The organism is Sinomonas humi (genome assembly GCF_000802235.1).
Taxonomy (GTDB): Bacteria; Actinomycetota; Actinomycetes; order Actinomycetales; family Micrococcaceae; genus Sinomonas; species Sinomonas humi.
In genome coordinates this window covers 1-14,038 of record NZ_JTDL01000103.1, presented here as the reverse complement: position 1 = coordinate 14,038, position 14,038 = coordinate 1, and the positions used below count along the sequence as shown (strand labels likewise).

General features: G+C 65.2%; 14 protein-coding genes and 1 pseudogene. 13 read left to right on the top strand and 2 right to left on the bottom strand.

Annotated features, from left to right (window positions below):
• The 11 genes from LK10_RS09555 to LK10_RS22835 all read left to right on the top strand — a co-directional run.
• Positions 1-872 (top strand): hypothetical protein (locus LK10_RS09555; protein WP_043122912.1); only part of this gene is annotated, 872 nt, incomplete at its 5' end.
• A 2-nt stretch (positions 873-874) separates the two neighbouring features.
• On the top strand, positions 875-2,383 hold the full coding sequence (locus tag LK10_RS09550; protein ID WP_043122899.1) for an SCO6880 family protein: 1,509 nt from the start codon (positions 875-877) through the stop codon (positions 2,381-2,383).
• Positions 2,383-3,966: a hypothetical protein gene (locus LK10_RS09545; RefSeq protein ID WP_052207165.1), complete on the top strand. Its 1,584-nt coding sequence runs from the start codon at positions 2,383-2,385 to the stop codon at positions 3,964-3,966. The genes LK10_RS09550 and LK10_RS09545 overlap by 1 nt, the downstream gene beginning before the upstream one ends.
• Entirely contained in the window at positions 3,966-5,738 is a 1,773-nt protein-coding gene (locus LK10_RS09540; protein WP_043122897.1) for a type IV secretory system conjugative DNA transfer family protein, read from the top strand. Before LK10_RS09545 ends, LK10_RS09540 begins: the two co-directional genes overlap by 1 nt.
• Positions 5,731-6,156, top strand: coding sequence for a DUF4913 domain-containing protein (locus LK10_RS09535; RefSeq protein WP_043122895.1), 426 nt, complete (start codon positions 5,731-5,733; stop codon positions 6,154-6,156). The genes LK10_RS09540 and LK10_RS09535 overlap by 8 nt, the downstream gene beginning before the upstream one ends.
• A gap of 150 nt (positions 6,157-6,306) precedes the next feature.
• Positions 6,307-6,468: a hypothetical protein gene (locus LK10_RS21845; protein ID WP_156144114.1), complete on the top strand. Its 162-nt coding sequence runs from the start codon at positions 6,307-6,309 to the stop codon at positions 6,466-6,468.
• 9 nt (positions 6,469-6,477) lie between these two features.
• Positions 6,478-7,512 (top strand): UbiA family prenyltransferase, encoded by a 1,035-nt coding sequence (locus LK10_RS21310; protein WP_081998424.1) that lies wholly within the window; start codon positions 6,478-6,480, stop codon positions 7,510-7,512.
• Positions 7,509-8,426 (top strand): hypothetical protein, encoded by a 918-nt coding sequence (locus LK10_RS21840; RefSeq protein WP_156144113.1) that lies wholly within the window; start codon positions 7,509-7,511, stop codon positions 8,424-8,426. Before LK10_RS21310 ends, LK10_RS21840 begins: the two co-directional genes overlap by 4 nt.
• A gap of 1,071 nt (positions 8,427-9,497) precedes the next feature.
• Positions 9,498-10,538, top strand: coding sequence for a UbiA family prenyltransferase (locus LK10_RS21305; protein WP_081998423.1), 1,041 nt, complete (start codon positions 9,498-9,500; stop codon positions 10,536-10,538).
• 4 nt (positions 10,539-10,542) lie between these two features.
• Positions 10,543-10,983 carry a DUF4913 domain-containing protein gene (locus LK10_RS09530; RefSeq protein WP_231567706.1) on the top strand — a complete coding sequence of 147 codons (441 nt, stop codon included), beginning with the start codon at positions 10,543-10,545 and terminating at the stop codon, positions 10,981-10,983.
• 70 nt (positions 10,984-11,053) lie between these two features.
• Complete coding sequence (locus tag LK10_RS22835) at positions 11,054-11,185, top strand: hypothetical protein (protein WP_269429499.1); 132 nt, start codon at positions 11,054-11,056, stop codon at positions 11,183-11,185.
• A 156-nt stretch (positions 11,186-11,341) separates the two neighbouring features.
• Here LK10_RS22835 and LK10_RS23025 read toward each other — a convergent pair.
• Positions 11,342-11,500: pseudogene (locus LK10_RS23025) on the bottom strand (DUF4193 domain-containing protein); the annotation flags it as partial.
• A 150-nt stretch (positions 11,501-11,650) separates the two neighbouring features.
• Between LK10_RS23025 and LK10_RS21295 the strand changes: the two are divergent.
• The gene (locus tag LK10_RS21295; RefSeq protein WP_081998422.1) at positions 11,651-12,358 is read left to right on the top strand and encodes an STAS domain-containing protein; all 708 of its coding nucleotides are present in this window, start codon (positions 11,651-11,653) and stop codon (positions 12,356-12,358) included.
• A gap of 781 nt (positions 12,359-13,139) precedes the next feature.
• The gene (locus LK10_RS09515) at positions 13,140-13,334 is read left to right on the top strand and encodes a hypothetical protein (protein ID WP_043122890.1); all 195 of its coding nucleotides are present in this window, start codon (positions 13,140-13,142) and stop codon (positions 13,332-13,334) included.
• A 385-nt stretch (positions 13,335-13,719) separates the two neighbouring features.
• Here LK10_RS09515 and LK10_RS09510 read toward each other — a convergent pair.
• Positions 13,720-14,038 (bottom strand): hypothetical protein (locus LK10_RS09510; RefSeq protein ID WP_081998421.1); only part of this gene is annotated, 319 nt, incomplete at its 5' end.

Below are 14,038 nucleotides of genomic sequence, written 5' to 3'. Positions count from 1 at the left end.
CGCAGAACGTGGGCGGGATGATCGCCCTGGGCGGGGGGCTCGGGGTCCTGCTGGCCATCGTCTTCGGGGTGATCGCGATCCTGGTGTCCCTCATCCAGCTGGTGATGATGGTGTTCCGCTCCGGGATCCTGATCCTGCTCGCCGGCGGCCTGCCCACGGCGGCGGCATTCACGAACACCGAGACGGGCAGGCAGTGGTTCCAGCGGTTCCTGTCGTGGCTGATCGCGTTCACGCTCTACAAGCCCGCCGCCGCCCTCTGCTACGCGGTGGCCTTCAAGCTCACCTCCTCGAATGTCTTCGCCTCCGCGGACGAGGGGGTGAAGGCCATCGTGGGGCTGTCCCTGATGGTCCTGGCCCTGGTGGCCCTGCCGGCCCTGATGCGCCTGGTCACCCCCATGGTCGCCGCCGCAGCCGGCGGCGGAGGGGGCATGGCCGCCATGGGCGGCGCGGTCGGCACCCTGGCCACCGGGGCGATCCACAGCGGACGGCAGGGCGGTGGCCGCGGCAGCTCCCCGACCAGCACTTCGATGAGCAGCACGACCGCCAGCAACAGCAGCGGCAGGACGGATCGGCAGGCCTCCGGGGCATCCAGCAGCCCGTCCCAGCCAGGGGCCTCTGCCCCGTCTGGAGCGAATACGGGGCCGGCTCCCAGTACGGGCGCCGGTGCAGCAGGAGTCGGATCCGGAGCGGCGGGGGCTGGGTCCGCCGCGGGGGCGAGCGGGGCAGCCGCCGCCGCGGGGCCGGCCGGGATGGCTGCCGCAGCCGGGGCGATGACGGTCCAGAAGGGCGCAGCCGCGATGCAGGGCGCAGTGCGGGGTGCGGCGGAGTCGGCGGCGGGCGAGGGCCCGTCCGGAAGCCAGAAGGGGCAGTGAGGATGAGCGAGCAGACGACGTACACGGAGCCGACCTACGGGAACTGGCGCAGGCCGCGCACCGCCGGCATCGGGAAGCTGGGGGCGCTGGAGACCTGGGCGATGATCGCAGCCCTGCTGGTGCTGCTGTTCGTCTTCCGCCTGGCCGGCCCCATCCCGGGGTTCGTCGCGTTCCTGGCGATGGGGACCGCCATGGGGGTCTTCACGGTCCGGGACCGGCACGGGCAGTCCCGGATCGCCCGCATGGCCGCCCGCCGCGCCCACAGGAAGGCCGCGGGCCGCCGGACGAACCTCTACCGCTCGGGTCCAACTGGCCTCATCCCGGGCGGGACGGCGCAGCTGCCCGGCCTGCTGGCCAGGTCCCGGCTGCACCAGTTCACGGACTCCTTCGACCGCGAGTTCGCGCTGGTCTTCATGCCGGAGACGAACCACGCCACCGTGGTGATCGAGTGCGAGCCCACGGGCCTTGCCCTGGAGGACTCACAGGCGATCGATTCCTACGTGGCGAACTGGGGCGGCTGGCTCGCCGACCTCGGCAAGGCCTCCGACGTGGTGGCAGCGTCCGTGACCGTGGAGACCGCCCCCGACTTCGGGGTCCGGCTGCGCCAGGCCGTGGACACCCGACGCCACCCCGACGCCCCGCCGGCGGTGGTGGAGATGATGGAGGAGGTCAAGGCGACCTTCCCCCAGTCGGCACCGCTGACCCGGGCCTTCCTCGCCGTCACCGTCACCGCCTGGCGGGCCGGCGCACCCCGCCCCCGGAAGGCCGAGGACCTCGGCCTGGACCTCGGCGCACGCCTGGGCAGGCTCACCGAGCACCTCGAGCAGTGCGGGGCCGGGGACGCGCACCCCCTCACCGCGCAGGCCCTCTGCGAGGTCGTGCGCAGCGCCTACGACCCCGCAGTGGCCCAGCACATCGCCGCCGCCCACGCCCAGGGCATCACCCCGCCCCTGTCCTGGGACGACGTCGGCCCCCTGGCCCACAATGCCGGGTGGGAGTGGTACCGGCACGACTCCGGCCTCTCGAAGTCCTGGGTCATGTCCGTCGCCCCCCGCGGGGAGGTCTTCTCCAACGTCCTCGAGGCACTGCTCTCCCCGGCAGGGGACGTGGACCGCAAGCGCGTCACCCTGCTCTACCGGCCCGTCTCCGCCGCCCGGGCGATGGACGTGGCCGAGAAGGACGTCACCGCCGCCAAGAACCGCGCCGCCTCCACCGGCAACCCGGACTTCCGCGCCATCGACGACTACGCCAAGACCGTCCAGACCGCCAAGGAGGTCGCCGCCAAGGACGCCGGCATGCTCAACTTCGGGATCGTCATCACCGCCACCATCCGCAACCCCCAGGACGCCCTGGCCGCCGGCTACGGAATCGAGGACCTGGCCGCGGAGTCCCAGCTGACCGTCCGGCCCGCCTACGGCGCCCAGGACACCGCCTTCGCCGCCGGGCTGCCGCTGGGCCTGGTCCTGCCCGACTACGTCATGGTCCCGGCGAAGATCAGGGAGGCGATCTGATGAACCCGCTCAGCCTCCTCCCCACGGGCCTCCGCCCCCGGCCGCCGTTCGCCAGGCCTGCACCGCGCAGCCGGCACTACGGCCCGGCCAGGCGCGGCTACCTCACCCCCGGCGGCGGGTACGCGAACCTGATCGACATCCCCAACGAGTTCCGCGGCTCCTCCCGCCAGGTCTGCGGCCTCTGGCCCTTCGCCTCCGGCACCGGCGCCCCGCTGGCGGGGGCGCCGCTGGGCCAGCACCTGCTCACCGGCCAGGTCGTGGGCCTGGACCACATCACGGCCTTCGAGGAGGGCCTGATCCCCAACCCGTCCGTGTACTTCATGTCCAACCCCGCACTGGGGAAGTCCACCGCGGTGGGGAAGATGTGCCTCTGGCTGGCCTACCGGGGCGTGGCCACCATGGTCCTGGGCGACGTCAAGGGCGAACACGTCCTGCGCACCCGCACGATGGGAGGAAAGGTCAACCGCCTCGGCAACGGCCGCGGCTACCTCAACCCCCTCGACCCCGGCGCCTCCGCCCGCGCCGCCCAGCGGCTGGCCGGGTCCCTGCGCCAGGAGGTGGTCAGGGGGGCGCACGAGCAGCGCAAGGCCCTGCTGCTGGCCCTGATCACCGTCTCCCGCGAGTTGCGGCCCACCGAGCAGGAGGACCTGATCCTCGGCCGCGCCCTGGAGATCCTGGCCGAGAAGCACGACGGCGTCCCGCTGGTGCGGGACCTGGACCGGCTGATCGCGGACGCCCCCGAGGACCTGCGCAGCGTGGTCCTGGACCGGGGCGAGATGGACCGCTACCTCGACGCCACCGACGCGCTGCGGACCTCCCTGATCGGCATCGCCACCGGGTCCGGGCCGCTGGGGGACATGTTCTCCAAGCCCACCACAGAGGCCCTGGACATGGGACGCTCCGTCGTGTTCGACCTCTCGGCCCTGCCCGACACCCAGCCCCAGAAGCAGGCCGCCGGCCTGCTGGCCTGCTGGTCGGTCGGCTTCGAGGCCGTCAACACCGCCCAGGTCCTCGCCGACGCGGGACTGGAGCCGCGCCGGAACTACAACATCGTCCTGGACGAGTTCTGGCGGGCGCTGCGGGTCGGGCGCGGCATCGTGGACAAGGCCGACTCCCTCACAAGGCTGAACCGCAACGACGGCGTGGGCCAGATGATGGTCTCCCACACCCTCAAGGACTTCGACGCCGTCGCCGACGCGGCGGACCGGGCCAAGGCCAAGGGCTTCGTCGAGCGGTGCGCCATGGTCGTCCTCGGCGGCCTCGGCGCCAAGGAACTTTCTGAGGTCGAGCACTTCCGCCGGCTCACCCGCCAGGAGAAGCGCCGGGTCGAGTCCTGGGCCGACGCGAAGAAGATCACCACCACCCAGCACGGCAGGACGGCCCCGTACGGGCGGGGGAAGTTCCTGATCAAGCTCGGCCAGGCCCCCGGCATCCCCGTCCAGATGCGCCTGACCAGCGTCGAAGACGAGATCTCGGACACCAACACCCGCTGGGAGAACCTACGCAAGCAGGGCGCCAGCACAGAGGAGATCGAACGGGAGATCTTCGAAGAAGAAGGGCACATCGAGGAGGAAGCAATCTGATGGGCACACCGAACAGCAGCAGGCGTTCCCGGCTCGACGCCGAGACGGTCCTGCTCTGGGTCGTCATCATCACCGTCGTGCTGGTCGTGGGCACCGTGACCGGGGCCGTTCACCTCGGCTCCATGCTTGCCCGCGACGGGCAGAGGCTGCCGGCCAACCCGTTCGAACTGGTCCTCGGACTGCTCACCCACAGGGTGGCCTGGCCTCCGGCCGCGACCTGGGTGCTGGCCGGAATCGGTGCCGTGCTGGTCGCCCTCGCGATCGTGGTGGTCCGCGCGGTGCTGCGCCGGCGTGCCCGGCGCTCCCGGGTCGACGTCGCCGCCCGGCACATGGCCAGGGGCCGGGACCTGCGGGCCCTGAGCCTGCGCGGGGCCACCGCCACCGCCGAGCGCCTCGGCGTGGCAGGGTCGCCCGGGGTGCCGGTCGGGAAGACCGTCCTGGGCGGCCAGATGCTCTACGGCTCCTGGGAGGACATGCACATCGACATCTGGGGCCCCCGCACCGGCAAGACCACCTCCCGCGCCATCCCGGCGATCCTCGAGGTCCCCGGGGCCGTGCTGGTGACCTCGAACAAGCGCGACATCGTCGACTGCACCCGCGACGTGCGCGCCAAGGAGGGGCCGGTGTGGGTCTTCGACCCGCAGGCCGTCGCCCTCGAGGAGCCCGCCTGGTGGTGGAACCCCCTCTCCTACGTCACCGACGAGGTCCGCGCCGCCCGCCTGGCCGACCACTTCGCCGCCGGCTCCCGCGGCCCCGACGCCAGGACGGACGCCTACTTCGACCCCGCCGGACAGGACCTCCTCGCCGGGCTCCTGCTCGCCGCAGCCCTCGACCGCAGGCCGATCACCCAGGTCCACACCTGGCTCACCCGACCGGCCGACGATACGGCGGTGGACATCCTCAGGGACCACGGGTACGCCGAGAGCGCCAATGCCGTCGCCGGGATCGTCAACGCCCCCGAGAAGCAGCGCGGCGGCGTCTACGGCACCGCCCTGCAGATGGCCTCCTGCCTGACCAACCGGCAGGTCGCCCAATGGGTCACCCCGAACGGCGAGGCGGACGGCAGGCCGCAGTTCGATCCGGGGGCGTTCGTGGCGTCGAAGGGGACTCTGTACTCGCTCTCCAAGGAGGGCAAGGGCACCGCCGGATCGCTCGTGACCGCCCTGACCGTCGCCGTCGTCGAGGCAGCCGAGGAGCTCGCCGTCCACTCGCCCGGCGGCCGGCTCGCCACCCCCATGGTCGGAGTGCTGGACGAGGCCGCGAACGTGTGCCGCTGGCGCGAGCTGCCCAACCTGTACAGCCACTACGGCTCCCGCGGCATCGTCCTGATGACCATCCTGCAGTCCTGGTCCCAGGGCGTGGAAGTCTGGGGCAGGGACGGGATGCGCAAGCTCTGGTCCGCGGCCAACATCAAGGTCTACGGCGGCGGCGTCGCCGAAGCCGAGTACCTCAACGAGCTCGCCCAGCTCATCGGCGACTACCGGTACTCCAACACCACCCGGAACCGCTCCAGGCAGGGTGGCACCTCCTACAGCCACGACGACCGCAAGGAGCGCACCCTCGACGTCGCCGACCTCGCCGCCCTCCCCAGGGGCCGCGCCGTCATGTTCGCCTCCGGCGCCCCCGCCGCACTGCTGAAGACCGTCCCCTGGAAGGACGGCCCCCACGCCGCCGCGGTGGCCGCCTCCGCCGCCGCCCACGACCCCGCCAACAAGCAGGCGGCCGCCAGCAGTGAGAACCGGCAGGTCGCCGCAGGAGCGTCCGATGGGTGAGGGGCTGGGGGAGTGGGACGACGAGCCCGCCGACGACGGTACCGAACACGAGGACGACACCGGCGAAGGCCCGGCGGAGCCGACGCTGTTCTACCCGGACGTGGCCGCGTTTGTCGCCGGGCACCTCGCGGCCGTGTACCGCAGGAGGATCGACCCCGGCGGCGGGACCACATGGTGCCCGAAGTGGTGGAAGCACGCCGAGGCCATCAGCCGGCTCGAAGCACTCTGGCGCGCCTGGGAGCACCTCCGCCTCGAGGGCACCACCGGGATGAGCGTCTGGTGGCGCGACCACGCAGACCACCACATGAACGTCCTCCTCTCAGCCGACGGGCCCTTCAAAGGCTGCAGCCCCGACGACGGCCACCGCACCAAACTCGCCCCATTGCCCTGCGACGAACCGCCGCAAGGCCTGTTCTAAACCCCGGACCAACGTCTTCGGTGGCCGATGCTCCCGAACGATCGCCCCAACACGACATATTCCAGGGATTTCAGGCAACGTCGAGACAGACAGGTGCCCGTCGTGATAACTTCCTCCCATATTCAGCCATTTGAAGGGGGAGAGGGCTAGATGGACCTCAAAGTTGACGAAGCCAACGAGAACCGGCTTGCCGAACTGGGTAAGCACGCTTCTGAACTTGACGCAGTACCAGTAGAGACACTCCAGACTCAGGATTGGGAAGACAAGAAAAATTCACAGGATCCCAAGATGGACGGTGCTGCCGGCTGGTAGAAGCCACGCTTGAAACAACCCCACGCTGGAGGCCTAACCGCTCGATGGCGTCCAGTTGGTCAGTACCTCACTCTTGGGCGGTCCTCGATCGCTTGGACACATTCGGTTCCTGTTGCGTTATGGGCTGACCACGTCTGGCCCGTCTGGGCTGCGGCTCTGATCTTGATCTGGTCAACGTTCTTTTACATGGCATCCTGCCTAGTAAACGACACTGCCGATTTAGAATCTGATACGCAAAATCCAGGACGCATTGGCAGCCCTCTGGTAAAGGGAGAAGTCCCGCTAGTGAGAGTCGTCCACTGGGCTCTGGTGACCCTTACGCTCATCACCTTTGCGGTGCTCGCTCTGCCGACGACAACGACATCAAAAACATTTGCTCTCACTGGAATAGCGCTGACCGTATACGGGAATCTTTACCAGAAGACCTCCCGACTGTTTCCCCCTGTGGCGATGGACGCGCTCTACGCAGTCACAATGTGCTGTCTATTGCTCGCAGCTCAAACGGCCGGCGGATCATGGCCGAGTTTCGGCGGATTATGCGCCATAACTGCATACGGGCTTATACTTCTTCCTTTGAACGCCATCGCCGGCAATCTGAAGGATCTCAAAACTGACCGAGCGACCGGTGCGCGAACCCTCGCAATGGACTTCGGTGTCTCCTGGTCGCCTATCGATTCAACCTTTCGCCTCCCACGCCTGTACAAGGCGTACGTCTACTTCACAGTGGCCTTGGCATCTCTGGCATTGGTCGCGTCTGTAGCGCTGGCACCCTCTCTTACTCGAACGTGGGCAACTCTCGCACTTGTTGTTGTAATCTGTTCCACAGCTCTCTCCGCATACCTAATCGTCCGACTAATGTCGCAACTTTCCGCGCCACGACCCTCCTCAAAGGAAATAAGGCGGCCGAGAGGGCTAATAGTGCTGTTTGCCACCTTTCTTTGGGCGAGTTCACTTTATGCAGGTCCGGTCATGGCCGTCGGCCTCTTAGCCATTGGGCTGGCTATCAGCACAGTTTTAGATCGCATGCGGAGGCGTTTTCTATGAGCACTGCTTCAGACAGATGGATCGTAGCGGCGCAACGAATCGCACCCGTAGACGCCATACTGCAACGCGTACATCAAATGCTAGCGGATACATGCCCCGAGCTAGTCCCCCACATTCTGCAGCGGGAGCCGCTCGGACTCTTTGGACTTGCGAGCGGGTTCTTCTACTACCCCATCGCTCTGCAATTGGAGTTGAGTGGGGGGGATGAATCTGGAGTATTTGAGCTTGCAGATGGCTTGGCTCTGGGCCACAGCTATTTCTATTGTCTAGATCGAATTCTAGACGACGGCGAAGTTGATTATCCGATGGTACTGGCTGCGCCAATATTCCTGCAAGAATATCTTAGGATCATGGCAAGTCTTCTGCCACAACACCCTTCCCCTCAAAGCACGGTACAAGAATGGCATGCCCACTACTACGCCATGTACGTTTCAGCCCAAATCTATGAATGGACAACAAAGCGCACCCTTCCAGACATCACTATCAGCGATCTTAATCTCCTACACAAGAAGTCGGCGCCAGTCTGCCTTCCTGTGCGCGTTGTCCTTGAACAGCAGAATCTTCAAGAAAGAGCGCCCCAGCTGGAGGATGCGTTTCTAACTTATAGTGCTGGCCTACAGCTCGTCGATGATCTTTCGGACGTCGTCGCTGATTTCCGAAACGGATTATCGTCCATACCACTCCGGTTGATGTTGAGGCAAGTCTTAGGTTTGAGGGTTTGGCCAGAATCGTCGGAGGTCTCACCAGACGATGTACGACTCCTAGCTGCAGAACCTAGCCTGCGTAGCCTCATTCTGAATCTCGCGGCGAGCTACTTCAATGAGGCGTCTCAGAAGGCGGAGAACGCGGGCCATCCTACGCTGGCGCACTTGTCTCAGTTCAGGTACGCCTGGTCTGCAGAGCAATTGATATGAAGACCAGGGACGGCATGGGCAATAGTGAAAGCGTCCAAACCGTTAGACGGGGAGACTACCGGCAGTTAGCGTCATTGATTACCGTCGCGTTAAATCAACGTGGAGGTAAGCTTCGCCCCCTGAAGGCTCAACTGGAACTCGCAATTTGGCCTCACTTCACCCAACCCACCAAGGCGGCAGTGATTGGAGTGCGAAGAGTCAATCTTATTCGTCGCCTTCGCTTACGTATTTGGAAATTCAAAGGACGCCGGCCGTCGCTTTACGTATTCAACTTTTGCAAAGAACCGAGCGCTCGGGGCACACGGGCGGCTATCGTTCTCGGACTGGAAGTTCTAAACGCTGCTGATAAGAACAGGATGGCAATCTATTGTCATTGTCGATTGGATAATCTGAGGCTACTCGAGACGTACAAAAAGTTCGGGTTCGAGACTGCGGGGGTGTCCGTCCGTGGCGATAGGAGGTTATTGGTTAGGGAGCCCGTGTGAGACCTCGCTTCACGCCCTGGATGCCCGCCCTCGTTTTCAGCCTTGCAGCCTTACGATACGTTGGCCTTGCGTTACTTCCTCTCCTAGCAATGACCAGTCCTTACCTCATTGCTTTCCTAAGACCGACTGGCGACGCCATCATGCTCTTGACCGTAGATACAAGCGTGCAAGCGACGATCGCCGTGGTGTTGGTCGCTGCTTTTAGTCGCACAATCTTGGGCACGGCAATATTCATGGGCACCCTTTATGCATCTGAGCTGTTGCCAGGGACGTGGGTTTCACGCGCGAGTAGGATCGTGAGTCGATTTTCGAAAACGTGGTTCATTCTCGGTCTCTTGATCTACCCAGCCTCACCCGTTATCGTGGCGTCGGCCTTATCCGGTATTCGTCTCCAGCGAGCTATTTCAATTCTATTGATCAATGGCGTCGCGGTACTTGCAGCGAGCGCCCTCATTGCCAGATTAGATCCATCGCTTATTCTGATGGTTAAGTCGTGGATCACGCGTGGGCAGGGGGGCTGGATCCTCGTTGCCTTAGCAACAACGGGCACAGCGCTAATTACTTTCAATTGGTGGTGGCGTAAGCGATGAAGACCATGGTCCTCTACATGCATTTCGGGCGTTTTCGAGCCGTACTTTCAACGTTATTTCCGTTTGTCGTCGGACTTTTGTGGTCAGAGTCGTCCACCCTAAGTGCCCTAACATATTTGGGGTGGGGCGCTCTACTACACCTATTTATTTGCCAATTAAACAATCTTGCCGACTATGACACCGATAAATTAAACGGCTCTCGTCAGCGGGATCCCTTGCTTTCGGGGGAGCTGTCGAGGACGCGTGCGGCAGGTTGGGTGCTGATGGATGGAATCATTCTGAGCACCACTATACCTGTTGTTTTCTCAGGAATAGGCGCCCGTACGGGCGCCGCAGTCCTTATTTTGTTGGTGTCCTATGGGAATATATATCAAAAGAAATCGCGCCTCTCTCCGATCTTCATTGACTACTTGTATGGCTTATGCATGGCTCTCCCGGCGGCACTTGTACGTTTTTCCCAAGCCAATTGGGTAATCGGCGGCCGGTTTCTCCTTATTGGCGCTCTTGGTCTAACTTTCACAGTTCTGAATATGTATGCTGGAAATCTTAAAGATCTGGAATGGGACCGGCTGGCTGGCAGTCGCACGACGGCTATCACCTGCGGGGTGGTTGTAGACGCTGGCACCAAAACGGGGTTCCGGTTTTCTGTAAAATATAATTTGGTCCTTCTTGTGCCGCAGAGCATTCTGACCGGATTGCTTTTTGCTTCATGGTATTTCGAGCATGACCTGAGCCCCTCCGCTCAGTTGGTCAATCTAACCGGTCTTACGGCGGCAATAATGGCTTGCATTTGCATGGCCGACGACTTGTGTGTATTGCCGAGTTGGTTCACGTATCTCAAGCGACCTTCACGGCGCGATCAAAAAGTCCGCGCTGTCAGGCCGATGCACGCATTTCTAAACCTTGCCGCGGTTATTCTCATCGCTGCAGGCTTTTCACCCGATCCGCTTCTAGCTGTGCTACTACTGTTCTCTCTAGTAGCAATTACCTATATGCTTATTGCGTACGGAAATAGAATCGCCATGGTCATGCGCTGAAACCTTGGGCCTGCCGCCGCAGCCAATCGGTGGATGGCAACCTGGGCCTCGGAGGAGTGAGGGCCTGGGCGAATGGGACGACGAGCCCGACGACATTGCCGACGCCGCGGAGCCCCCGGGGACGACGTGGACGCGCCCGGAGCTGTTCTACCCGAACCTCGCCGAGTTCGTCAGGAACAAGCTCGCCGTCACCTACCGACGCCAGCGCAATGTCCAAGGCGGGATCACTTGGTGTCGCCAGTGGTGGAAGCACGCCGAGGCCATCAGCCGACTCGAAGCGCTCTGGCGCGCCTGGGAGCACCTGCGCCTCGAGGGCACCACTGGGATGAGCGTCTGGTGGCGCGACCACGCAGACCACCACATTCAAAGGCTGCAACCCCGACAACGGCCACCGCGCCAAGCTCGCCCCCCTGCCCTGCGACGAACCCCTGCCGGGCTCTTCTGACGCCCCGCCAGCGGCCGTGCGGCCAGCGAGGCTCACGTGCGCGTTGGGCTTGGGCCCCTATCTTGGACGAATGAATACCGACGAGGAGCCGGAGGTCCTCGAAGGGCAGACCTCGATCGAGGACCTGCTCGGCGAGCCGGCCCACCGTGCCGCCCCTCACCCGGCGCAGGGCTGCCTGCCCGGGCTGGAGGATGAGGCATGAATGGGTGTGCGGGGGCTCAGGCCTCGCAATCGGCACAGTACGTGCCGGTGCCGTCGGTCCTGGCAATCGGGGAGCGGTGGCGGACCAGGTAGCAGGGGACTGGCAGACGAACTCGTCCTCGCCCTGCGGGACCAGGTGCACGGTGAGCTCGGCGTCCACGAGCTCCCCGCCCGGGATGCCGGCCCCGTCCTCGTCGCCGTCGAGGTCGCGGACGACGCTGCGAGGATCCGGCGCGTTGACGGACCTGGCCTCCTCGAGGGAGTCCTCTTGGGACTCCCTGACATCGGGGCGGAGCTCGTCGTAGTCAGCGGCCACTCGGCGATCTCCCTTCCTGGGTCCGTTCCTGGCGAGCAGCAGGCAACCGTACACCACCCATGACCCTTGCAGTGCAGAGCCTCGGTTCTGGAGCGGCAGAGGCAGCGGGCGGTATGGTTTCGACCTTGGGATGCAACGGAGAGGGAGGCCATGGACGTCACGAGCGCCGACCGCCCCGGCTACCGCGAGATCGCACTGACCGGCCGGGTCAACCTCAAGAACGCAGGGGAGCTCACCGAGGCCGTCGGCCGCGCGGTCGCCGAGGGCCAGCCCCGCATCGTCCTGGACCTCGGCGGGGTCCCGGCCATGGACTCCACCGGGCTCGGCGCGCTCGTCACCGCCTGCCGCACCGCACGCCAGGCCGGAGGCGACCTGCGCATCGTGGCACCCAGGCCAGCCGTGCGCGAGCTCCTGGAGCGCACCAACGTCGTCCGGGTCCTGCCGCTGCACGCGACCGCCGAAGAGGCCTTCCCCGCCTGGAGCGGTGGCCATCCCTCAGCACCGCTTCCTGAAGCCCGCCTCCTGCCGAGCGGGGTGACGCCGGCCGGTGCACTCCCCAGCAGACAGCAGCCGACGCCCACCGGCCCGTTACCTGCCGCGCCGAAGGGCAAGCGTCCAAGGCCTCGGTCAGGACACGACGATCTCCTCGCCGTCGAAGAGGCCGTCCTCTTCGTCCCGGGCCTTCTCCTCCGGGCCGTAGTGGAAGTCCAGCGACAGGTCCTCCCTGTTCGGACGGCGGGCGGGACGGTCTCCGTTGACCATGGCACTCCTTCACGACGGTGGACCGAAGGGACCGCCCCGGACGGGGGTCGCGGGGCGGTCGTCACACGCCCGGCGGTAAGGGGATCAGCCGGGTGAAATGAGACTACGCCTCTCAGCCTTGCCTGTATACGTGCACATGGGGAAGGTCATGCCGGAGGCTGCTGCATGGATGGCCGGGGAGTCTGCTCTGGCCAGATCCGCGTCCTGGGTGATCCCTGCGGAAATGGCGGTGCCTCACCGACGACCGGCCGGGGTGCCTAGCAGCTTGGCCATTCGAGCTCGCGGAGCAACTCCGCGGGCGCTGGAAGGCGCCCGGACGCATCCTCCGCTCCGTGCCTCCCGGGACCTGTCTGAAGGCCACTGCCTGCGCCTGCCGCACTGCCCCGGGAGGATGTCCTCGGGGATGGAAGGGTCTCCGGGGCCGGGCCGGAGGCCACCGGTTGGGAAGGGTTCTCCATGGACACGAATGCTCCCAGCTTCGGGTCGAAATCAGGCCTCGTAGGGCCCACCCGCCTGCACCCCCGGGGCGGTTGGACCCTACGGGACGATCCTCCCGAGGACGAACGGCCATCGGGTCGACTTGGGCGAATCCTGCGGTTTGCCTTGGCAGAAGCTCAGATGGAAGGGGATCCGGCACGTTGCAAGTTGCTCGGTGGGGCGCGGCGAGCGTGCGCGGCGTCGCTGCGGTCGGGGAAAGAGGAACATCTGATCACCTCCAATCGTGATGTGGTGCACCGATCGGCAGGAGCGACTGTGTTCGGTCCTGCAGGAGCGCCGACAATATCCGGGATGATCCCGGACCGAGGCTGGAGAATGGGCCAATGAGCCTGATGGATCCAGCGGCGAGCAGCGCCGAGCCCTACAGGACGGTCGGCCGATGATCCACCTTCCCGGAGGCCGTACGAAAGGCTGCGCGGTCCTCGGCGCATCAGCACCGGGACAGGAGGGACCGTTCGGCCTCTGGGAGGAAGAGCCCGACGAGGACGAGCGCGATCCGATACCCGATCCGTCCGGCAGGGGATGGCCGGACGAATCCGCCGGCCCCGAGAGCGCCGACTGGTCCCGGAAGTAGCCCAGACGCAGAGTCGAGAGCTGAAAAGAACTCCAGAGGTGCGGCGAAGGCGAATTCCGGTAGGCGTGGCGCAGCACCGGCGGGGCGAAACAGCGAAAAGCCCTCGGATAGACATCGTCAAGGGACTCATCTACGCGCCCCAGCACGGAATCGTCGCCTTCACCTCCCCGGCCTGGCCGGATTCATCCCCCGAGACCCCGAGGACCACGACCAGCTATCAGGCAGCACCAACCCGCTACCGCCTGCCAGGACCGGGTGCACCGGGTCTAGATCCTCGAACAGAACCGGCGCGAATGACCCGAATGGACCCTATCGCCCTGCGAAATGGCGCGTCAGTTAACCGCGCGTTAGGGTGCACCAAGCGCAACAGCCTCCGAGTCTTCCGCTAGATTCTCGGTTCCTTCTGCCGGGGCGGCTCGCTGTCGGCGAGTTGATGGACGTCGATGGGGCTTGGATTGCCTGGGTTCTCCGCATCATCGGGGGATGGAACTGGAGCCTTCTGTTTCCGCATACGCAGAAGTGAAATGCCGGAGATGACCCCCCAAGCGAGGTTCAGTGCGACGGAGGGCCAAGCGTCGTGGTAGTAGCCGTTGACGGCCAGGGTTGCGGCGCCGAGAAGGTTGAATCCTTGGAAGATGCGGCCACCATTGATCCAGCCGAATGAGAACAACACATATCCTGCTAGCACCGCAAGAGCCCCGAGC